Genomic DNA, 19,993 nt, shown 5'->3' on the forward strand with positions numbered 1-19,993 from the left:
TCACGCGTGTCGATCCTCCAATCACGCGAAGCCCGTGATCGGAGGGCCATCACACGTGATTGAAGGGCCATCACACGTGATTGGAGGGTCGACACGATGGCTTCAGCCGGGCGTAGAGGTCCAGGTGACGGCGGGCGCAGGCCTCCGGGCGGTAGCGGGCGTGGGCGCGTTCGGCGAGGAGACGGCCGAGGCGGGCCGGGTCCGGCTCGGCGAACAGCGCGCGTAGCCGCGAGGCGAGGGCCGGGACGTCGCCCGGTGGGGCGAGGAACGCCGGTCCGCCCGGGACGTCGAGCATGGCGGGGACGCCGCCGGTGGCCGTCGCCAGGACCGGCTTGCCCGCGGCCATCGCTTCGGCCACCACCAGCGGCTGCTGCTCTATTGTGGACGGCAGGACCAGCGCGTCGGCCGTTGCGAGCAGGGCGGGGACGTCCGGCCGGAAGCCGAGGAACGTGACGCGCCCCGCCAGCGGCGGCTGCTGGGCGGCCCGTTCCGCCGCCGCCCGCTCCGGGCCGTCGCCGATCACCGTCAGCCGCCCGTCCAGAGGCAGCACGCCGGGCACGCTCAACGCGGCCAGCAGGTCGAGCACCCCCTTGCGCTCCACCAGAAGCCCGGCGAAGACGAGGTGCCGCACCGGCCCGCGCGGTGGCGCGGGCGAGGCGAGCGCGACGCAGTTGTCGACGTGCACCAGCCGCCCGGCGGGCACCCGCAGCCGACGGCGCAGGAACGTCCCCATCGCGGAAGCCGGCACGACCGTCCGGTCCAGGACGCGGGCGACGACGGCGTCCGCGGCCAGCACCGTCCGCGTGTACGCCGAGGGCCCGGCGGCCCCGCGAGAACCCCGGAACCACGGCTCCGCGACGTCGTCGGGCACGCCGTGGTAGGTCTGCACCAGCGCCGGCCGGGGGCCGCGGGCGAACCGCAGGCCCGCGATCACCAAGCCCGCGCGCCGGTCCTGCGCGTGCACGACGTCGGGCCGCCACGCCCGGAGCGCCGCCCGCGCGCGCCCCGCCGCCGCGAGGTCCTCCTTGTCCGACACCGCCAGTTCCTCGTGGTGGCCGTCGAGCAGCGCGGCGCCCCGCGCGGGCACGGGACCGAAGACGCGGACGTCGTGGCCGTCGGCGGCGAGGGTCGCGGCCAGCCGGACGGTGACGTCCACCGGGCCGCCGCGGTCCTGGGTGAGCAGATAGGCGATGCGGGTCACGAGAGGCGCTCCGACGGGGTGAGTTTGTCGACGAGGGCGGCGATCTGGTCGGTCATCCGCCCCCGGTCGAAGGACAGTTCCACCCGGCGGCGGCCGCGTTCGCCTTCGCGCCGGGCCAGTCCCGGGTCGGCCAGGCGCGCGGCGACGGCCTCGGCGAGCAGGCCGACGTCGCCGGGTGGCAGCACCGCGCCCGCGTCCGCGACGCTCTGGCGCACCCCGCCGACGTCGAACCCGACGACCGGCCGGGCGCACGCCATCGCTTCCAGCGGCACCAGCGCCATTCCTTCGGCGCGGGAGGGCAGGACGACGACGTCGGCGGCGGTGTACCAGGCCGCCGGCTCGTCGGTGTGCCCCGTCCAGTGCACGGACGCGTGCTGCGCCACCGGGTGCCGCTCGCGCCAGACCGGCCCCATGGGCCCGTCGCCGGCGAAGACGAGCTGCGCGCCGGGCAGCCGCCGCAGCACCTCCGGCCACGCCGACAGCAGCTGGTCCTGGCCCTTGAACTCGGCCAGCCGGCCGAGGCAGACGGCGATCGGTGCGTGCTCGGGCAGCCCGAGCCGCCGCCGCGCGGCCGTCCGGTCGCCGGGGACGAACCGGGTGGTGTCGACGCCGTTGCATACGACGTCCGCCTCGGCGGTCACCCCGGCGGCCCGGCCGGCGGCGAGCTCGTCGTCGCTGACGCACACGAGCAGGTCGGTCCACCGCGACGCGAGACGCTCCCACGCGGCGCACGCGCGGCGCAGGGGCCCGCTCGCCGACTCGAAGGACCACATGTGCGGCTGGAACACCGTCGGGCGGCCGCCGCGCACGGCCAGCCGCCCGGCCAGGCCGGCCTTGGAACTGTGGAGGTGGACGACGTCCGGGTCGAGGTCGTCCAGGAGCCGCCGCAGCCGCAGCGCTTCGGTGATCGAGCCGGGCCCGGGCGCGCGGCCCGCAGTCCAGCCACGAACGTCGATGCCGACGTCCCGGGCGCGTTCGGCGAGCCAGCCGGAGGGCGGGCAGGCGATCGTGACGGACCAGCCGCGGTCCCGTTGGGCCACCGCGAGTTCCAGCACGACCACGGCGACGCCCGCGGTCACGGGCTGGGAGACGTGCACGAGCCTCATCGCAGGCCTCCCCGGCGCAGTTCCGCAAGCGCGCCGCGCTGCAGCAGCAGGGTCGCCCCGGCGTACCCGGCGACGAGGACCGCGGCCTCGGCCACCACCCCCGGCGGCGAGTCCCCGAACCACCGCCCCACGGCCACCGCGGGCACCGCGCCCGCTACGCAAGCCAGCGCGACGCGCGCCGACATCCCGCCCAGCTCCGCCGCCGACGGCGCCACGTCCAGCCCGGCCAGCACCCGCCAGGCGAGCGGCACCACCAGCCACGCCGCCCCGCACTGGACCAGGGCGACCGCCCCGATCCCGGCGTGGGTCAGCACCACCAGCCCCACCGCGAGCAGCACCAGGTGCGTCGTCTCGAGGGCCAGGTACGGCCGGACGTGCCCGGTCGCCTTCACCGCCTGGTACCAGATCTGCAGCAGGCAGATCCCCACGCCGTAGCCGGACAGCAGCACGAGCGGGCCGGCCGCCCCCGCCCACCGCTCGCCCAGCAGCACGACGTGGTCGGCGAGGACCGCGAGCGCCAGGTAGAGGCCGCCGGTCACCACGAGCACCGCGCGGGTGAACCGGGTGACCGCCCCGGTGAGCGGCGCCCCCTCGCGCCGCAGCCGCGTGAACACCGGGAAAGCGACCGCGCCGAGCACGACCGCCACCATGATGTACGGCACCCAGGCGAGCCGGTACGCCACCGAGTAGACGCCGACCGCGTCCGGCCCGAGCACGTGCCCCACCGCGAAGTAGTCCAGGTTGACCAGCAGCGCGCCGACGACCGCGGCCGGCCCCACGACGGCCACCCAGTCCAGCACTTCGCGCGCCGCCGCGGTGTCCCAGCACGGCCGGACCCCGCCGCGAGCGAGCGCGCCGAGCAGCGGCTGCGACACCGCCGTGGCCAGCAGGCCGAGGACCAGCGACAGCGGCCCGGCGCCGCACGCGGCGAGCACGACCGTCAGCGCCGCGCCCAGCACCGCGCTGCCGCCGTCGGGCAGGAGCCGTCGCCGGAAGTCGAGCTCGCGGTGCATCAGCCCCATCTGCACGCCGCCCGCGGCCGAGAACGGCAGGCCGAGCGCGGCCAGCCGGACCAGCCCTTCGGCGTCCGGCGTGCCGAGCAACGCCGTGAGCGGCCCGGCCACGGCCACCAGCGCGACGGCCAGGACGATGCCGGCACCGACGCTCAGCGTGAGCACCGTGCCCGCCGTCCGCCGCGGATCGTGTTCGGTGCGGCCGATGACGTCGTAGACGCCGATCGACTGGACGACCTGGCCGAGGTTGACCAGCGCCACCGCGAGCGCCACGGCGCCGAGCTGGCCCTCGGTGAGCAGGGCGGCCAGCACCAGCGTGACCAGCATCTGGCTGCTCTTGCTGACGAGGTTGACCACGCCCAGCCACAGCGAGCCGCGGACCGCGCGGCTCCCGAGCGCGGTCGTCACGCGACCCTCCTCGCGGCGACCACGGCGAGAACCCACGCGATGACCACCGCGGCACCGTCCACGGTGACCGACGTCCGCGGCCCGAACAATCTGTCCACTGTGTACAGATGAGCGAAGGGGACGGCGAGCGCGAGGACGGCGAGCCCGCCCGAGGTCCACCCCGGCTCGGCCCGGTGCCGCCACCACAGCGCGGCCACGACGGCCATCGCGGGCACGGCGATCAGCACGTCACCGGGCTGGTGCACCACGCAGACCACGACGGCGAGCAGGGTCAGCAGATCGGCGACGGGCTCTTTCGTCCTCCGGATGAGCAGCGCGCTCGCGACGAGCACACCGGCCAGAACCACCAGCTCGGAGGGCGTCCAGCCGGTGACGCGGAACAGCACCGCGGCGACGTCGATGCGTTGCGCGGTGACGGAATCCACCGCGCCGTAGGCGGTGCCGCGGGCGTGGGCGAGGTTCGCGACGACGACGTCGAGGAACGGCCCGATGCCCCCGCCCCGCACGACGAGGAGCACGACGACCGGCAGGCTGGCGGCCGCCGCGATGGCGGTGCCGAGCAGCGCGACCCGCCGCGAGCCGCGGGCGAACAGCAGGACGGCCAGCGGAAAGCCGTACTGCGGTTTCAGCCAGGCGAGCGCGAGCGCGACGGCCGCCCACCCGGGCCGGTCGCGCCGGGCGAGCAGGGCACCGGCCGCGCCGAGCGCGATCAGCGGGTTGATCTGGCCGACGTAGAGCTGGGCCTTCCCGACCTGGCTGGTCACGAGCAGCGCGGCGACGACGGCGGTGGTGACCGCGAACGGCACGGGAACGTACCGCCGGACGGCGTGGGCGGTCAGTGCGGCGAGCGCGACCAGCAGCAGCAGCGAGAAGAACGTGAACGCGATGGCGCCGGCGCGGTAGCCGGGCAATGCGAACGGCGCGTGCAGCAGCAGGTGGTAGGGCTGGTACAGGTTGAAGTCCTGACGCACGGGCCAGTGCGCGAACATCGCGGCGGGGTCGTAGGGATTGCCGCCGGCGAGGAATTCGCGGATGGGGAAGTAGAGGGCGTCGCGGAAGTCCTGCAACCGTTCCTCGCCGAGGACGGCGGGGGTGGGCAGCGGGACCTGCCAGGAGGGCTTGAGGGCGTGCCAGGCGCTCAGGGTTCCGGCGAGGGTCGCGAGCAGGAGGACGAGCCGCTGCTTCGGGGACGTGCGGGTGACGGGCGCGAGCCGATGCTTCGGGGACGTGCGCGTCGAGGCGGGGACGGTGTCCTGTCTCGAGGTCATGCCAGCACCACCGCCACCAGTACCGCGTCCGGCGGCAGCACGCCGACCGTCGCGGTCAGGTCGGCCTGGTGCCGCCCCGCCGCCGTCACGGCCACCACCGAGGCGCCCTCGCCACGTTCCTCCGGCAGCCCGGCCGCCACCTTGGCCGCCGTCTCGGTCAGCTCCGGCGTCACCGGCAGCACCCGGACCGGCCGCCCGGCCGCGCGGCACAGCACCGCCAGCCGGTCGGCCGCCGCCGGGTCCTCCTCCCGCAGGACCGCCACCGGCCGATGCACTCCCGCCGCCGCCAGCGCGCGGCGCACCGGGCCCGGGCCCGCGCCGGCCGGTGTCAGCCGGCGCAGGGCCGCCGTCGCCAGCCCGGCCGCGACCGCGCCGACCAGCGCCAGCCCGCCGACCAGGGGCACGTCCGGCGCCACCGTGACCACGTCCGGCCGCGAATCCAGCGTCCGCAGCTTCCCGGCCGGCGCGAGCAGATCCGCGTCGATCATCGCCTTGCCCAGCGCCATCGCCGCCGCGCCCGCCTGCTCCGGCGAGGCCGCGCGCACCGACAGCCGGGCCAGGCCGGATGCCGGGACCAGCTCGACCGACACGTGCCCGGCCAGCTCGTCGGGTGTGTACCCGGAAACCGGCGCCGCCGCCTGCAGCACCGACGGGCTGCGAGCCAGCTCGACCAGCGCCGGCAACGCCAGCGACACGACCTCGCCGTACGGCGCACCGTCCGCCGCGGCGGGGCCGGCGAGCAGGCTCACCCGGCCCTGGTACTCCGCGCCGCGCGTCAGGCCGACGAGCAACACGAGCGCCCCCACCAGCAGCGCCACGGCGACACTCGGGACAACAGACTTCATCGGGCACCTCGGAGCAACTCGTCGTAGGACTTCATGAGCCGGTGCGGGTCGTAGTCGCGTTCGACGGCCCGGATTCCTTCCGCGGCCGCGGTTTCCCGCCTCGCCGGGTCGAACAGCAGCGCGGTCAGCGCCGCGGCCGTCGCCGCCGGATCCGACGGCGGCACCACGATCCCGCCGCCACCGGCGAGGACCCCGCCGATGCCGCCGACGTCCGTCGCGACCACCGGCCGCCCGGCCGCCATCGACTCCAGGACCGCCAGAGGCAGGCCTTCCCAGTCGCTGGTCAGCACCGTGACGTCGGCCGCGGCGAGCAGGTCCGGCACGTCCGCGCGGGTGCCGAGGAACTCGACCCGGCGACCCAGCGCCTGGGCCCGGCGCTCCAGTTCCGGACGCAGGCTGCCGTCGCCGGCCAGCCACAGCACGGCGTCGCCGTCGACCGCGGCCCAGGCGTCCAGCAGCACGTCGTGGCGCTTCTGCGGTTCGAGGCGGGCCAGGCACAACGCGACCGGCGTCCGCGCCGGGACGCCCAGGGATGCGCGGATCTCCGCACGGCCGAACACCGGTGGCCGCGGGAACACCGCGTTGGGGATCACCGCCGGACGCTCCAGCCCCGCCGCCGTCAGCCGGTCCGCGGTGGCCGCGGAGACCGCGACGACCCGGCCGGACGTGCGGCGCAGGATCCGGGCCGCGGCGGGGTAGTCCTCGTCGGCGACGCCGTGGAAGACGGTGAGCGGCCGCCGCCCGGGTGCGAGCGCGAGGCGGGCCACCAGGCTCGCGCCGACGTTGTGGGCCAGCACGACGTCGGGCCGGAACCGCGAAATCGCGCGGCGGGTCGCCCAGGCCGCCTTCAGCACGCCCGCCTTGCTGCGGCGGGCGAGAGGTACGGGAAACGTCGGCGTGCCGGCCGCGGCCAGCGCGTCGGCGCGGAAACCCCCGCCACTGGCGACGGCGGACACCCAGCCGTACTCCTCGCCGCGGGCCACCATGCCGGCCACGAGCGTCTCCGCCCCGCCCGCCCCCATCTCACTGATCACGTGCAGCACCCGCATCGGCGCCTCCCTCTCCTTCTCTGACCCGGGCTTCGGCCGCGACGGCGAGCGCGGCCAGCGACCACAACGGCAGGTAGTACTGCTCGGACAGGAACGTCGAGGTGACCAGCACGGCGAGCAGCGACGCCTGGATCGCGACCGCTTCGGTGCGTCGCGGCCCGGGGCCGGCCAGCCGGACCGTCCGCTCGCTCGCCACCGCGGCGACGCCGACCACCCCGGCGAACAGTGCGAACCCGGGCAGGCCCAGTTCCGCGGCGACCTCGAGGTACATGTTGTGCGCCACCGGGGTCTGCTCGTCGACCTCGGCGTTGTGCGACTCGGCGGCGTAGTGCTCGCGGAACCCGCCGGGGCCGACGCCGAGCACCGGGTGGGCGGTCAGCATCCGGGCCGCCGCCTGCCAGCGCAGCTCTCGCGTGTCCACATTGGACGCGGCGATGAAGCTCTTCTCCTGCAGCGCCCGGTCCAGCTGCGGCCCGGCGAACGCCCACGCGCCCAGCCCGAGCGCGGCCACCGCCGCGGCCGTGGCGGCGAGCACCCGCCACGACAGCACCCGGCGCAGCAGCAGCCAGCCGACCGCGGCGGTCAGGCCGAGCGCGCCGCCGCGGGAGAACGTCGCCGTCGCACCGGCCACCAGGACGATGCCCGCGGCCGCCAGGAGGAATCCCCGGCCCCGGCGGTGCAGCGCCGCGAGCAGGGGGACGGCGGCGACGAGGAAGTAGGCCAGGTCGTTCGGGTCCGGCTGCGGCCCGCTCGCGCGGGCTTCGCCCTCGGCGACCAGGCTGTAGAGGGCGCCCGCGCCGGCGACGGTGGCGCCCGCGGCCGCCGCCAGCAGCAGCCAGCGGATCGGCACCTCCCGGCTCGCGACGTCGGCGAGTGCCGCGGTGACCACCAGGAACGGCAGCCAGCGCACGGTGTATTCGGCGGTGAACCCGCCCGCCGCGTGCATGGCCGCGGTCGCCGCCAGCACGACGGCGAGCAGCGCGAGGACCGCGTGCAGCGGCGCCGGCCGGGGCGGCTGCCGCCGGCGGATCCGCACGGCGAGCCAGACCACGGTGAGCAGTGCGGGCGCGACCTTGCCGAGCTGGCTCTGCACGGCCGTCAGGTAGCCCTCGACCGGCGCCAGGGCGACGGTCGCGCAGGCAAGGACCCGCAGCCCGGACGTCTTGAATGACTCATTCAGGGCATCCGACGCCCTGAATGAGTCATTCAAGACGTCGCTCGGGTCGTCGCAGCGGCGGCCCGACCGGGCTTCGCCGGTCATCTCCCGATGTCCAACCTGGTCACCGGCCGGGTCCGCCGCACGGTCGTCCGGCTGACGTACTCCCCGGTGCCGACGACGTCGAAGTGCTCCCGCAGCGCGGCGAGCACCCAGCCGAGCCAGGCCACCTTCCGCGCCCCCGGCGTCGCCATGCCGGGGAAGAACTCCATCCCGGGTGCGTCGGCGGCCCCGAGGACGTCGGTGGGGTGCAGCAGCAGCGACGGCGAAACCCCGCGGGCCAGGCAGAGCCGCAGCGCCGTCCGGAAGTACCCGCGGGCCAGCCGCGGCGAGATCTCGTGCAGCTGCAGGAGGTACGAGCCGTGGATCGGCGTGCGCAGCAGCGGCATCGTCGTCACCGGCAGCTCGACCAGCGCGCTGCCCCCGCACGTCTGCCAGCGGTAGGCGTGCACCGGCGCCAGCACCCGCGAGACGCCGCCGAACAGCTCGCCGAGCCCTTCGTCCGAGGTCTTCGCCGTGCGGTTGTGGTAGGCGCGGGCCAGCGGGCCGATCCACGTCGGCAGCGTGCTGGCGTCGTAGGCGTAGCCACGCTCGGCGAGCAGTTCGACCAGGTCGCGCGTCACGCTGTAGCCGGGGCCGCGGAACCCGCTCGGCCGGGGCGCGCCCGCGGCGGTGATCGCGTCTTCGGTCCGGCTCAGCTCGTCCTCGAGCCGGTCGCGGGAGTAGCGGTGCAGCCAGGGTTCGTGGCCGAAGGAGTGGTTGGCCACCTCGTGGCCGGCGGCGGCGATTTCGGCGACCGCCTTGGCGCCGTCTTCGCGGACGACGTCGGCGCCCACCACGAAGACCGTCGTGGTCAGGCCCTGTCCGCCGAGGATCTCCAGCAGCCGCGGCACCGCGGACGGCAGGAAACTGGGCCGGTCCCGCCAGCCCGGATCACCGTGGGTCTTGAGGTAGGCCCACAGGTTGTCGAGGTCGACCGAGACGCTCGCGAGCGGCCGCGGCGTCACGCGGCTTCCCCGGCGAGGGCCGGCGCGGCGGCGCGCGACTGCACGCCCAGCAGCAGGACACCGCACACGACCACGGCGAGCCCGGTGGCGACCCACGGCCCTTGCCCGGCGACGACGTGGTCGCCGAGGACGGCGATGCCGGTGACCGACGCCAGCACGATCGTGGTCGCGTCCGCGGTGGCCACGACCGCCGCCGCCGGCCCGCGCTGCAGGGCGGCCGCCATCGAAGCCTGGCCGAGCACGGCCGCCGCCAGCATCAGCCAGGTCAGCGGGTTCCCCGGCAGGGCGGCGAGGTCGAGGTGAGCGAGTGTCCGGCTGGCGACCGCCACGACGGCGAACGCGACCCCGGACAGGATCGCCGCCGGCAGGAACGTCCCCGACCGGCCCGCGGGGACCATGGCCAGCCCGGTCCCGAGCACCACGACCACCAGCGCGGCGACCCCGGCGGGCGAGAGGTCGGTGGCGACCGAGGCCGACGCCGACCCGGCCAGCAGGACCAGCCCGAACGCCAGCAGCACCAGCGTCATCGCTTCCCCGGTGCGGATCCGCCAGCCGAGGACGACGACCCCGAACGCCGTCGCCAGCCCGATCGCCGACGACGACGCGGCCTGGACCAGGTACAGCGGCAGGGAAGCCCGCGCGAAGAACGCGAGCGCGAAACCGCCCACCTGACCGGCGAAACCCAGCAGGTACAGGCGATCGGCGGCGAGCCGGGCCAGCAGGCCCAGCCCCGTGCCCGGCCGGTTCCCGGCCCGCCGCGCGGCGACGCTCTGCGCGACGATCCCCACCGCGTAGAGCACCGCGGACGCCACGAGTACCGCGTAATCCACCACGAACGACTCCTCACGTCCCGCACCGCGAACCGGATGACCCGGCAAAGCGTAGGAACGCGGACGGGGCTTCACTTTCGAAGGATGGGGTTCGGGAATTCGTCACGCTCCGAGACGGATTCGCCGATCATCGGCAACCCCAAAGCGTGACGCATCGCGGTGTCTCGGTAGGTAGAACACGTTGCGTAGTAACGGTTCGTTGATCACCCGGGCGGCCATCGCGAGCCTTCCGGGCGGGCCACCCGTTCGAGCTATCCGGACCCCGGTCAGGGGTTCGCGCACCCCACACGATCGGTGAACCGGCTGGAATGCGCGGCGACCCGTCAGTACGTTTTTCCCACCGAGGCGGAACAATGCATTGAATGCCGCCTTGGCAATCGACTTGTCGAGTTCATTGTCCTATTGAGGAGAATCCATGCTGAAGAAGATCGGTTTTGTCGCCGCCGCGATGGCGGCCGGCGCATTCGTCACCGGCGGGATCGCGGCCGCCGGCACGCCGGACGAGGAGCACGGCAACCACGGCTTCGACCACGCCGGTCAGGTCGGCCTGGTGAACCTGAACAACACCGACGCGCTGCACAACGTCAACGGCACGCTGGGCTTCTGCGGCAACGACGTCAACGTGCTCGGCGTCCAGGTGCCGGTCCACGACTCGCTCAACGGCATCGGCGTGCCGATCCTGTCGCCGGGAGCGAGCGAGGCCAGCGGCGAGTCGCCGTACAACTGCGCCTCCAGCGGGCTCGCCGACGGCGGCACCAGCCAGGGCGACTGAAGTTTTCCGCCACGGCGGAAAGAAATGATTTCCGGAATGGCGCGGCTTCGGTTCGCGCCGTGAAGTACCGCCCCGTGCCGGGGTGGCAGTTGAGGAGTTCTTTCTCGTGATCAAGCAGCTCGGATTCGTCGCGACCGCACTGGCCGCCGGGTTGGCCGCGTTCGGCGGCTCCGCCTCCGCGACCACCGTCACCGTCGAGGGTCACCCGGTCGACCACAGCGAGCAGTTCGGCCTGGCCAACGTGCAGAGCCTCGATGCGCTGCACAACGCGAACCTGGTCGGCGGCGTCTGCGACGACACCGTCAACGTGCTCGGGGTGCAGGTCCCGGTGCACGACGTCGCCCAGGGCGTCGGCGTCCCGATCCTGTCGCCGGGGGCGCACGAGGCCGACGGCGCGTCGCCGTCGAACTGCGCCAGTGGCAGCATCGCGGACGGCGGGACGGCCCAGGGCCACTGACCGGACCGGCAGGAAGAAGCCGCCGCGTGGACGCTCGTCCGCGCGGCGGCTTTTCTCTGTGCGAAGATGAGTTCCGTGTGTCCAAGCCTACGGCTTTTCGCGCGATTCCGTTGCGTTTCTTCGGGTGATTGCGACGTGAACGAACGTGCGAATAAGCATCGCTTTCCCGAAAACGGTTTTCCGGCCGATAAACGCCACTGACCCGATCGGGCCAATGCAGCCCGGTCAGCGGCTTGTGGTGCGCACCCGATGGTGGCGCGAAGTGGAATCGGTCCCATTCTCTCAGTACGTTTCCCTCACACGGGACGGAGAACACACACCTCGCCACCGTCCTGTCCGATGCACCGACTGATCGAGGAGAACAAATGCTGAAGAAGGTTGGTTTCGTCACGGCTGCCATGGCGGCCGGCGCATTCCTGGCCGGTGGCGTCGCGGCCGCCGGTACGCCGGACGGCCACGACCACCACCACGGTGGGCACACCGGCCAGCTCGGCCTGCTGAACCTGAACAACACCGACGCGCTGCGCAACGTCAACGGCACGCTCGGCGTGTGCGGCAACGACGTCAACGTGCTCGGCGTCCAGGTGCCGATCCACGACTCGCTCAACGGCATCGGCGTGCCGATCCTGTCGCCGGGCGAGCACGAGGCCGGCGGCGAGTCCCCGTACAACTGCGCCTCGGGCGGTATCGCCGACGGCGGCACCAGCCAGGGCCACTGAGTCCCCGCGCCACGGCTGCCCGTTGTGTGTGCGGAAGCCGGCCGAGGTGCGGAATCCGGCGCCGCGCCTGACGTCGTGCGGCGTGCCCGGAACAGGCGATCCGTACCCCGTTATCACTCCGTTACCGCCCGCGCGTTACCGCCGCCGTCCGCTCTCACCGGCCAACTCACCACCCGGACCGGCCAACTCGCCGGCACGTGGTGAGTTGGCCGTTCCGGTGTGTGAGTTGGCCGGTGCGAGCGGTGAGTTGGCCGTTCCTGCCCCGGCGAGGTGACCGATCAGGCGCGGCCCCACTTCTGGTTCGCCTGGCCGTTGCAGGACCACAGGATCGCGCGGCTTCCGTTGGCGGTCGCGGCGCCCTCGACGTCGAGGCACAGTCCTGATTGGACGTTGCGGATCGTGCCGTCCGAGCCGAGCGTCCACTGCTGGTTGTTCTGGCCCGTGCACGAGCGGCTGAACACGCGAGTCCCGCTGGTGGTGCCGTCGAGGCACTTGTCGCCGAAGACGCGGATTTCGCCGTTGGCCCAGGTGGTCCACAGCTGGTTGGCGGCGGTCTGGCAGTCCCAGATCAGCGTGCCCGCGCCGGACGCCGTCGAAGCGTTGTCGACGTCGAGGCAGCGGTTCGAGCCGGTGCCGCGCAGCCGCGACGTCGTGGCGGCGAGCGGGGTGCCGCCGGAGACGCGGTAGGCGGCGACGCCGTGCGCGGGCACGCTCGCGCTGATCGTGCCGCCGGAGGCCGACGTGCCGCCGGTCCACAGGTCGGTCAAGGTGAACGACGTCCCGGACAGCCCGATCTGCGCCGCGGTGGTGCTGATGGTCGTGGTGCCGCTGCCGCGGTTGAGCAGGCCGATGGCTACGGACCCGTCGGACAGCGGCTTGGCGAAGACCTCGACGTTGCCGTCGTCGCGCACCCGGCGGCCGCCGGCACCGAGGCTGTCCTGGTCGACCGCCAGCAGACGGGGGTTGCGCAGGACGGCGCTGATGTCGGCGGACATGGTGCGGATGTCGTTGCCCGCCATGAGCGGTGCGGCCATCAGAGCCCAGAGGGCGAAGTGGGCGCGGGATTCGGTCAGCGACAGGCCGGGCCGGCCGACGACGAGCATGTCCGGGTCGTTCCAGTGTCCGGGACCGGCCTGCGCGGCCAGCGGGGCGGTGACGTCGAGGACGTTGCCGACGCCCATCGGGTAGCTGTTGGTGTTGCCGTTCTGCCAGATGTCGAGCAGGTCTTCGGTGGTGCGCCACAGGTCGGCGACCTGGCCCCAGTCGTACTTGTCGCCGGTGATGGCGTGGTAGCTGTTGGGGTTGATGCTGTAGACGATGGGCCGGCCGGTGGCGCGCACGGCGTCGCGCATGAGGCCGAACCGGGTGACCTGCTCGTCGCGGGTGCCGGCGGGGGAGCACCAGTCGTACTTCAGGTAGTCGACGCCCCAGGAGGCGAAGGTGCGGGCGTCCTGGGCTTCGTGGCCCTGACTGCCGGTGGAGCCGGGGTAGGTGCCGGTGCGCTGGGCGCACGTGCGGTCGGTGGGCACCTGGTAGATGCCGAACTTCAGGCCGCGGGCGTGGATGTAGTCGCCGAGGGCCTTCATGCCGCTGGGGAACTTCGAGGCGTTGCCGCGCAGGTTGCCCTGGGCGTCGCGGTTCGGGTCGAACCAGCAGTCGTCGACGACGACGTACTGGTAGCCCGCGTCGCGCATGCCGGAGGAGACCATCGCGTCGGCCGCTTGGTGGATGGTGGACTCGGAGACGTTGCAGCCGAAGCTGTTCCAGCTGTTCCAGCCCAGCGGCGGGGTCACCGCCGGGCTCCCGGGCGCGGCGACGGCGGCGCCCGGGACCGCGGCGGACAACGACAGCGCGGCGGCCGTCGCAGCTAGCAGGTGCAGGACCCGTGAACGGGTTCGAGCGGGCATCGTTGCCCCTTTCCGGACGAGGAACCGAGAGTTAGCGTTAACATTTTTGGTTTCGCTGACTGCGGTGAAACTTTCCGAAAATTTCGCTGTGACCGACCCGGTGACCACGTATGTATAGACGAAGGCAGGTACCGCGTCCACCCTCCGTTCGCGATCATTGCCAAAGCCGCGCACGCATGATTACAGTCCCTTGTCTGGGAGCGCTCCCACTGCAGTGACATCCGAGGCTCCGCCTCGGGCCGGGGGCTCCGCCACCCGGAGCCCCCGAAAGACTTACGCCGGGCTCGACGACGAGGAGATGGCGAATGCGGGCAAGGAAATTCCGGGCTGGTCTGGTGTTACTGGCGGTGACGGCGCTCGGGCTGACGACGAGTTCCGTTCCCGCGTCCGCCGCGGACTACGAGCGGCTGCTCAACGGCACCTTCGCCAGCGGCACCCTCGACCCCTGGTGGGCCGGGTCCGGTACCACCGGCCGCGTCACCGGCGGGGAGTTCTGCACCGACGTCACCGGCGGCACGGCCAACGGCTACGACGCGCTGGCCGGCCAGAACGGCGTTCCCTTCGAGGCGGGGCAGCAGTACACGCTGAAGTTCGACGCGCACGCGACGGCCACCCAGCAGATCTCCGCCGTCGCCGGCGAGGCCGTCTCGCCCTACCGGCAGATCTCCCGCACCGACCTGACGGTCACGCCCACGACCCAGCACTTCACCGTCACCTTCACGTCCACTTTGGACTTCCCGAACGCGGGCAACGGCCAGCTCGCCTTCTGGTTCGGCGGCCAGGCGGCGAACAACACCGTGTGCCTGGACAACATTTCGCTGATCGGCGGCGTGATCCCGCCCGGCGGCCTGCCGCCGACGAGCGGCATCCGGGTGAACCAGGAAAGTTACACCCCCGGCCTACCCAAGCACGCCACGGTGATCAGCAGCTCGGCGACGCCGGTGCCGTGGACGTTGCGCAACGCCGCCGGCACCGCGGTGGCCACCGGCCAGACCCGGCCCCGCGGCGCGGACGCCGCCTCCGGCGAGAACGTCCACGACATCGACTTCTCCGCCTACGACACCGCGGGCACCGGCTACACCCTCGCCGTCGGCTCCGAGGCGAGCTTCCCGTTCGACATCTCCGCGGACGGCCTCAAGAAGCTGCGCTACGACTCGCTGGCGTTCTTCTACCACCAGCGCAGCGGGATCGCGATCGACGCCCAGTACGTCGGAGCCACCTACGCGCGGCCCGCGGGACACGTGAACGTCGCGCCGAACCAGGGCGACAACAACGTCCCCTGCCGCTCGGACCTGAACTGCGGCTACACGCTCGACGTCCGAGGCGGCTGGTACGACGCGGGTGACCACGGCAAGTACGTCGTCAACGGCGGCATCGCGACCTGGGAGCTGCTCGACGAGTACGAACGCGCGCTGAAGCTGGGCGACGCGAGCGCCCTGGGCGACGGGAAGCTGGCCATCCCGGAGCGGGCCAACGGCGTTCCCGACATCCTCGACGAAGCCCGCTGGGAGGTCGACTTCCTGCTCTCCATGCAGGTGCCCGACGGCAAGCCGAACGCGGGCATGGTGCACCACAAGATCCACGACGCGGCGTGGACCGCCCTGCCCACCCGGCCCGAGCTGGACAGCCAGCCGCGCCGGCTCTCCCCGCCGAGCACGGCGGCCACGCTGAACATGGCCGCGGTCGCGGCGCAGGCGTCCCGGCTGTGGCGGACCATCGACCCGGCGTACTCGGCGAAGCTGCTCACCGCGGCCGAGAAGGCCTATGCCGCGGCGAAGGCCAACCCGAACCTGCTCGCCGACCCCAACGACGGCACCGGCGGCGGAACCTACAGCGACAACACCGTGACCGACGAGTTCTACTGGGCGGCCGCGGAGCTGTTCGCGACGACGGCGAAGAGCGGGTACCGCACCGACGTCACCGGATCCGCGCTCTACCGCGGCGTCAGCTTCAATACCCACGGCTTCGACTGGGGCTCGACGGGTGCGCTCGGCGACATCACCCTGGCCCTGGTGCCCACCGACCTGCCCGCGGCGGACGTCGCGGCGATCAAGACGGCGATCACCACCACCGCCGACAGCCACCTTGCCCAGATGTCGGGCATGGGCTACCCGGCGCCCTACCGCACCGCCGACGGCACGTACGAGTGGGGATCCAACGGCCTGGTGGCCAACAACGGCGTGGTCCTCGCCCTGGCCTACGACTTCACCAAGCTGGACAAGTACCGCAACGGCGCGTTCCAGGCCATGGACTACCTGCTCGGCCGCAACCCCGCGAACTACTCCTACGTCGCCGGCCACGGCGACCAGGCGGTGCAGAACGTGCACCACCGGTTCTGGGCGCACCAGCTGGACCCGTCGCTGCCGACCGCGCCGCCCGGGGCGCTCTCCGGCGGGCCCAACAGCGGCCTGCAGGACCCGACCGCGGCCCGGCTGCTCGCCGGCTGCGCGCCCCAGCGCTGCTTCGTCGACGACATCCAGGCGTACTCGGTGAACGAGGTCGCCGTCAACTGGAACTCGGCGCTGGCCTGGCTGGCGAACTGGACCGCGGAGAAGTCGCCGTCCGCGGTGGACACGACCGCCCCGGCCGCGGCCGGCAAGCCCGCCGTGTCCGCGGTGTCCGCCACCGGCGCGACGGTGACCTGGACGGCGTCCTCGGACGCCGAAAGCGGGATCAAGAACTACGACGTCGTGAGCGTGACCGGCTCGGCCCGCAAGGTCCTCGCCACCGTGACCGGGACGAGCGCGACCTTGACGGGGCTGTCGCCGTCGACCGCCTACACCCTGGTCGTGGTGGCCCGCAACGGCGCGGGTCTGACCGGCCCGGATTCGGCGTCGACGCAGTTCACGACCCTGCCGGACGCTTCGGGTGGCGGCTGCGCGGTGACTTACACGTCGTACAACTGGTCCGGCGGCTTCACCGCATCCCTCACGCTGACCAACACCGGGACCACGGCGTGGTCGGACTGGACGGTGAAGTTCGCCTTCGCGGCCGGCCAGAAGGTGACCCAGGGCTGGTCGGCGACGTGGTCGCAGTCGGGCGCCGGAGTGACCGCCAAGGCGCTGTCGTGGAACGCCGCGGTGGCGCCGGGCAAGTCGGTCTCGATCGGCTTCAACGGCAGCTACACGGGCAGCAACCCGGCTCCGTCGTCCTTCTCGGTGAACGGGAAGACGTGCGGGTGACGCCCGTTCCGGTCGCTCGATCGGCGAACGGACGGAGAGTCCGCTAACGTCACATCTGCGGGCAGGTGCGCCTCCTCCCCCCTCGGCGCATCTGCCCGCACTTTTCTCCTCTTGTCTCCGCTCGCACCGGCGCTCACCATGAGTGGTCCGGGGCGGAAGGAGGACGCCGTGGACGAGCCGGCGATCGTCGTGGATGACCTGCGCGTCCACCGCGGCGGCGAAGAGGTGCTGCGCGACATCGGGTTCACCGTGCGGCGCGGGACGGTGACCGGCCTGCTGGGGCCGAACGGCTGCGGCAAGAGCACGCTGATGCGCTCGATCGTCGGCGTCCAGATCGTCGAATCCGGGCGCGTGGACGTGCTCGGCCGGCCCGCGGGCCACCCTGAGCTGCGCCACCGGATCGGCTACGCGACCCAGGACCCGGCGATCTACGCGGACCTGACGGTGACCGAGGCCCTGCGCTACTTCGCCGCGGTGCTCGGCACGCCTTCGTCGGACGTGGACCGGGTGATCACCCAGACGGGCCTCACCGCGTCCGCCCGCGTTTTGGTCGGCCGCCTTTCCGGTGGTCAGCGCGGCCGGGCCAACCTGGCGGTGGCGCTGCTGGGCACGCCCGAGCTGCTGGTGCTGGACGAGCCCACGGTCGGCTCCGACCCCGAGCTGCGCGACGAGCTCTGGAAGCTGTTCCACGACCTGGCGGCCACCGGCGTCACGCTGCTGATCTCCAGCCACGTCATGGACGAAGCCGCCCGCTGCGACGACCTCCTGCTGCTGCACCGCGGCAAGGTCCTCGCCCGCGGCACCCCGGAGGCGCTGCGGGCCCGGACCGGCGCGCCCGATCTCGAGCAGGCGTTCCTGCGCCTGATCAAGGGACGTGCGGAGGCCACGCGATGAGCGCGCTGCCCACCACCCGCCGGATCCTCACCCAGCTGCGGCACGACCCGCGCACGATCGTGCTGCTCGTCGCGGTGCCCAGCGTGCTGATGATCCTGCTGCGGTACGTGCTCAACTCGGAGCAGCGGTTCAGCGCGGTCGCGCCGGCGTTGCTCGGGATCTTCCCGTTCACGATCATGTTCCTGCTCACCTCGGTGACCACGTTGCGCGAGCGCACGACGGGGACGTTGACGCGCCTGATGACGCTGCCGATCGGCAAGTTCGACCTGCTCCTCGGCTACGCGCTGGCGTTCGGCCTGCTGGCGACCCTGCAGGTGGTCGTGGCGGCCGGGATCTCCCTGACCTGGCTCGGGCTGGACATCGCCGGCTCGGTCTGGGTCCTGCTGCTCGTCGTGGTGCTGGACGCGCTGCTCGGCACGGCTCTCGGCCTGTTCGTCAGCGCGTTCGCCCGTACGGAGTTCCAGGCGATCCAGTTCCTGCCGGTGTTCGTGCTGCCGCAGTTCCTGCTGTGCGGCCTGTTCGTGCCGCGCGGCGAGATGGGCTGGGTGCTCGGGGCGGTCTCGGACGTGCTGCCGCTGTCGTACGCCGTGGACGCGCTCACGCAGGTGACCCGCTCGGCCGAGGTCGACGGCACCCTGGTCCGCAACATCGGGATCATCGCGGGCTGCGCGGTCCTCGCGCTGCTGCTGGGTGCGGCGACCCTGCGCCGCCGCACGCCCTGAGCGGCTTCTCGGGGGGCTCCGGGTGGCGGAGCCCCCGGCTCGGGGCGAAGCCCCGGATGTCACAGCCCGCTGGTGCCGAAGTCCCGGATGTCCGGGCCGAACGGGGCCGGTGGTCATCGACTGGCGAGGCCGGCCTTGATGGCATCGATGATGCCTTGCTGGGTCACCGCGAAGGAGCGCCGGTCGAACAGGCCGAGGCCGTATTGGCCGTTGTGGCCGTTGTCCCAGTAGACGGTGGCGGCGCCGTACTTCTTCGACGTCGAGACGACGGCACGCGCGAAGTCGGCGCGGTACCGGTTGTTCGAGGAATCGAACGCCGACTTGTCGACCGACCCGTATTCGCCGACGACGACCGGGTAACCCTTCGCGACGAACGCGTCGCGCACCAGTTTCAGCTGGGCGTCGAGGTAGTCTTCCTGCCCCCACGTCGACTTCTTCGACGGATTGGTCGCGCCCCGGCCCCACTGGGTGATGTTACCGTTTTCCTCGCCGGCGAAGTCCCACGGGCTGTAGTAGTGGACGGAAATCATGATCCGTTTTTCGCTCGCGGGAATGCTGGGGGAGCGGAACTGGTCGGTGGGCAGCTGGAAGCCGTAGTTGCCGGTGGTGTAATCGATATTGGTGTTCCAGCCGGGAACGAGCAGCCACCGGGAACTGTTGTTCCCGCCGGTCCTGCGCACGGTGTCGACGAAGATCTGGTTGTAGGCGTTGATGTTCGAGTAGCACGGCTGGGTCGGGTTGCCGTACTGGCCGTCGAACTCCTCGTTCATGGACTCCAGGACCAGGTGCTGGTCGTAGCCGGCGAACCGGGCCGCGACCTGCTGCCAGACCTTCTGGTACTTGGCCTTGATGGTGCTCTGGTTGCCGGAGTCGCAGATCAGCCAGGAGCCGTTGACGGTCTTGTAGCCGTCGCCGTGCATGTTGATCAGCACGTACAGGCCGCGCCGGTAGGCGTAGTCGACGACCTGCTGGACCCGGTTCAGCCAGGCGGTGTTCACCGGGTAGTTCGGGCCGGTGCCGACGTAGTTGAGGTAGGAGACGGGAATCCGGATGGTTTTGAACCCGGAGGCCTTGACTTTGTCGATGAGCGCCTGCGTGACGGTCGGCTGACCCCACGCGGTTTCACTGGGAACACCGTTGCTGCTGGCTTCCAGCTGATTCCCCAGATTCCACCCGGCACCCATGTCGGCAACGATCTGCGCGGCATTCAGCTGCGTGGCGGCGCTGGCCGGATTCGGCCCGGAGACACCTGCGGTGACGGCCAGTGCGGCGGCAAGGAAGACGGACCGGAGCTTCGTTGCTCTCGAAGTCATGACGGATACCTCTCATGCCCATTGGTGGACATATTCCAACATGATCGATACCACTCGTCAATCCTCCTCGTCGATTAAATCGTT

At 72.4% G+C, this 19,993-nt stretch carries 17 protein-coding genes; 6 read left to right on the forward strand and 11 right to left on the reverse strand.

Annotated elements, in window-relative coordinates; translation table 11 throughout:
• Nucleotides 1-70: 70 nt before the first annotated feature.
• Genes ACLJQF_RS32595 through ACLJQF_RS32635 form a run of 9 tightly spaced genes read right to left on the reverse strand, consistent with a single transcriptional unit; the run spans nucleotide 71 to nucleotide 9,946 of the window.
• Nucleotides 71-1,201, reverse strand: a complete 1,131-nt coding sequence (locus ACLJQF_RS32595; RefSeq protein ID WP_410614175.1) for a glycosyltransferase family 4 protein — start codon at nucleotides 1,199-1,201, stop codon at nucleotides 71-73.
• Entirely contained in the window at nucleotides 1,198-2,307 is a 1,110-nt protein-coding gene (locus ACLJQF_RS32600; RefSeq protein ID WP_410614176.1) for a glycosyltransferase, read from the reverse strand. The genes ACLJQF_RS32595 and ACLJQF_RS32600 overlap by 4 nt, the downstream gene beginning before the upstream one ends.
• Entirely contained in the window at nucleotides 2,304-3,728 is a 1,425-nt protein-coding gene (locus ACLJQF_RS32605) for an oligosaccharide flippase family protein (RefSeq protein WP_410614177.1), read from the reverse strand. Before ACLJQF_RS32605 ends, ACLJQF_RS32600 begins: the two co-directional genes overlap by 4 nt.
• Entirely contained in the window at nucleotides 3,725-4,996 is a 1,272-nt protein-coding gene (locus ACLJQF_RS32610; RefSeq protein ID WP_410614178.1) for a glycosyltransferase 87 family protein, read from the reverse strand. The genes ACLJQF_RS32605 and ACLJQF_RS32610 overlap by 4 nt, the downstream gene beginning before the upstream one ends.
• Nucleotides 4,993-5,841: a hypothetical protein gene (locus tag ACLJQF_RS32615; protein WP_410614179.1), complete on the reverse strand. Its 849-nt coding sequence runs from the start codon at nucleotides 5,839-5,841 to the stop codon at nucleotides 4,993-4,995. The genes ACLJQF_RS32610 and ACLJQF_RS32615 overlap by 4 nt, the downstream gene beginning before the upstream one ends.
• Nucleotides 5,838-6,890, reverse strand: coding sequence for a glycosyltransferase (locus ACLJQF_RS32620; protein ID WP_410614180.1), 1,053 nt, complete (start codon nucleotides 6,888-6,890; stop codon nucleotides 5,838-5,840). Before ACLJQF_RS32620 ends, ACLJQF_RS32615 begins: the two co-directional genes overlap by 4 nt.
• Nucleotides 6,865-8,151 carry an O-antigen ligase family protein gene (locus ACLJQF_RS32625; RefSeq protein ID WP_410614181.1) on the reverse strand — a complete coding sequence of 429 codons (1,287 nt, stop codon included), beginning with the start codon at nucleotides 8,149-8,151 and terminating at the stop codon, nucleotides 6,865-6,867. The genes ACLJQF_RS32620 and ACLJQF_RS32625 overlap by 26 nt, the downstream gene beginning before the upstream one ends.
• A complete protein-coding gene (locus tag ACLJQF_RS32630; RefSeq protein ID WP_410614182.1) occupies nucleotides 8,148-9,113 on the reverse strand; it encodes a polysaccharide deacetylase family protein in 966 nt (321 codons plus the stop codon). Before ACLJQF_RS32630 ends, ACLJQF_RS32625 begins: the two co-directional genes overlap by 4 nt.
• Nucleotides 9,110-9,946 (reverse strand): hypothetical protein, encoded by an 837-nt coding sequence (locus ACLJQF_RS32635; RefSeq protein ID WP_410614183.1) that lies wholly within the window; start codon nucleotides 9,944-9,946, stop codon nucleotides 9,110-9,112. The genes ACLJQF_RS32630 and ACLJQF_RS32635 overlap by 4 nt, the downstream gene beginning before the upstream one ends.
• Before the next feature lie 412 nt (nucleotides 9,947-10,358).
• On the opposite strand from ACLJQF_RS32635, the gene ACLJQF_RS32640 reads away from it, so the two are divergent.
• The 3 genes from ACLJQF_RS32640 (at nucleotide 10,359) to ACLJQF_RS32650 (ending at nucleotide 11,891) form a co-directional block, all read left to right on the forward strand.
• Nucleotides 10,359-10,715: a hypothetical protein gene (locus ACLJQF_RS32640; protein WP_410614184.1), complete on the forward strand. Its 357-nt coding sequence runs from the start codon at nucleotides 10,359-10,361 to the stop codon at nucleotides 10,713-10,715.
• Between the two features lie 106 nt (nucleotides 10,716-10,821).
• Entirely contained in the window at nucleotides 10,822-11,172 is a 351-nt protein-coding gene (locus ACLJQF_RS32645) for a hypothetical protein (protein WP_410614185.1), read from the forward strand.
• A gap of 365 nt (nucleotides 11,173-11,537) precedes the next feature.
• Nucleotides 11,538-11,891: a hypothetical protein gene (locus tag ACLJQF_RS32650; protein WP_410614186.1), complete on the forward strand. Its 354-nt coding sequence runs from the start codon at nucleotides 11,538-11,540 to the stop codon at nucleotides 11,889-11,891.
• Nucleotides 11,892-12,169: 278 nt separating this feature from the next.
• Here the strand turns inward: ACLJQF_RS32650 and ACLJQF_RS32655 are convergent, their stop codons facing one another.
• Nucleotides 12,170-13,798 (reverse strand): glycoside hydrolase family 27 protein, encoded by a 1,629-nt coding sequence (locus tag ACLJQF_RS32655; RefSeq protein ID WP_410614187.1) that lies wholly within the window; start codon nucleotides 13,796-13,798, stop codon nucleotides 12,170-12,172.
• A 305-nt stretch (nucleotides 13,799-14,103) separates the two neighbouring features.
• On the opposite strand from ACLJQF_RS32655, the gene ACLJQF_RS32660 reads away from it, so the two are divergent.
• From ACLJQF_RS32660 to ACLJQF_RS32670, 3 genes are all read left to right on the forward strand, one after another.
• The gene (locus ACLJQF_RS32660; protein ID WP_410614188.1) at nucleotides 14,104-16,980 is read left to right on the forward strand and encodes a glycoside hydrolase family 9 protein; all 2,877 of its coding nucleotides are present in this window, start codon (nucleotides 14,104-14,106) and stop codon (nucleotides 16,978-16,980) included.
• A 168-nt stretch (nucleotides 16,981-17,148) separates the two neighbouring features.
• Nucleotides 17,149-17,874 (forward strand): ABC transporter ATP-binding protein, encoded by a 726-nt coding sequence (locus ACLJQF_RS32665; protein WP_410614189.1) that lies wholly within the window; start codon nucleotides 17,149-17,151, stop codon nucleotides 17,872-17,874.
• Nucleotides 17,871-18,596 (forward strand): ABC transporter permease, encoded by a 726-nt coding sequence (locus tag ACLJQF_RS32670; protein WP_410614190.1) that lies wholly within the window; start codon nucleotides 17,871-17,873, stop codon nucleotides 18,594-18,596. Before ACLJQF_RS32665 ends, ACLJQF_RS32670 begins: the two co-directional genes overlap by 4 nt.
• Before the next feature lie 113 nt (nucleotides 18,597-18,709).
• Here the strand turns inward: ACLJQF_RS32670 and ACLJQF_RS32675 are convergent, their stop codons facing one another.
• The gene (locus tag ACLJQF_RS32675; RefSeq protein ID WP_410614191.1) at nucleotides 18,710-19,909 is read right to left on the reverse strand and encodes a glycoside hydrolase family 5 protein; all 1,200 of its coding nucleotides are present in this window, start codon (nucleotides 19,907-19,909) and stop codon (nucleotides 18,710-18,712) included.
• Nucleotides 19,910-19,993: the final 84 nt, after the last annotated feature.

Origin of the sequence: Amycolatopsis sp. lyj-109 (assembly GCF_046548995.1) — a bacterium.
GTDB lineage: Bacteria > Actinomycetota > Actinomycetes > Mycobacteriales > Pseudonocardiaceae > Amycolatopsis.

What these genes read in the sequence shown, in the direction of transcription:
- ACLJQF_RS32615 (WP_410614179.1), bottom strand. Translation starts at nt 5,841, where the DNA reads ATGAAGTCTGTTGTCCCGAGTGTCGCCGTGGCGCTGCTGGTGGGGGCG.
- ACLJQF_RS32655 (WP_410614187.1), bottom strand. Translation starts at nt 13,798, where the DNA reads ATGCCCGCTCGAACCCGTTCACGGGTCCTGCACCTGCTAGCTGCGACG.
- ACLJQF_RS32650 (WP_410614186.1), top strand. Translation starts at nt 11,538, where the DNA reads ATGCTGAAGAAGGTTGGTTTCGTCACGGCTGCCATGGCGGCCGGCGCA.
- ACLJQF_RS32660 (WP_410614188.1), top strand. Translation starts at nt 14,104, where the DNA reads ATGCGGGCAAGGAAATTCCGGGCTGGTCTGGTGTTACTGGCGGTGACG.
- ACLJQF_RS32600 (WP_410614176.1), bottom strand. Translation starts at nt 2,307, where the DNA reads ATGAGGCTCGTGCACGTCTCCCAGCCCGTGACCGCGGGCGTCGCCGTG.
- ACLJQF_RS32625 (WP_410614181.1), bottom strand. Translation starts at nt 8,151, where the DNA reads ATGACCGGCGAAGCCCGGTCGGGCCGCCGCTGCGACGACCCGAGCGAC.
- ACLJQF_RS32620 (WP_410614180.1), bottom strand. Translation starts at nt 6,890, where the DNA reads ATGCGGGTGCTGCACGTGATCAGTGAGATGGGGGCGGGCGGGGCGGAG.
- ACLJQF_RS32675 (WP_410614191.1), bottom strand. Translation starts at nt 19,909, where the DNA reads ATGACTTCGAGAGCAACGAAGCTCCGGTCCGTCTTCCTTGCCGCCGCA.
- ACLJQF_RS32670 (WP_410614190.1), top strand. Translation starts at nt 17,871, where the DNA reads ATGAGCGCGCTGCCCACCACCCGCCGGATCCTCACCCAGCTGCGGCAC.
- ACLJQF_RS32640 (WP_410614184.1), top strand. Translation starts at nt 10,359, where the DNA reads ATGCTGAAGAAGATCGGTTTTGTCGCCGCCGCGATGGCGGCCGGCGCA.
- ACLJQF_RS32610 (WP_410614178.1), bottom strand. Translation starts at nt 4,996, where the DNA reads ATGACCTCGAGACAGGACACCGTCCCCGCCTCGACGCGCACGTCCCCG.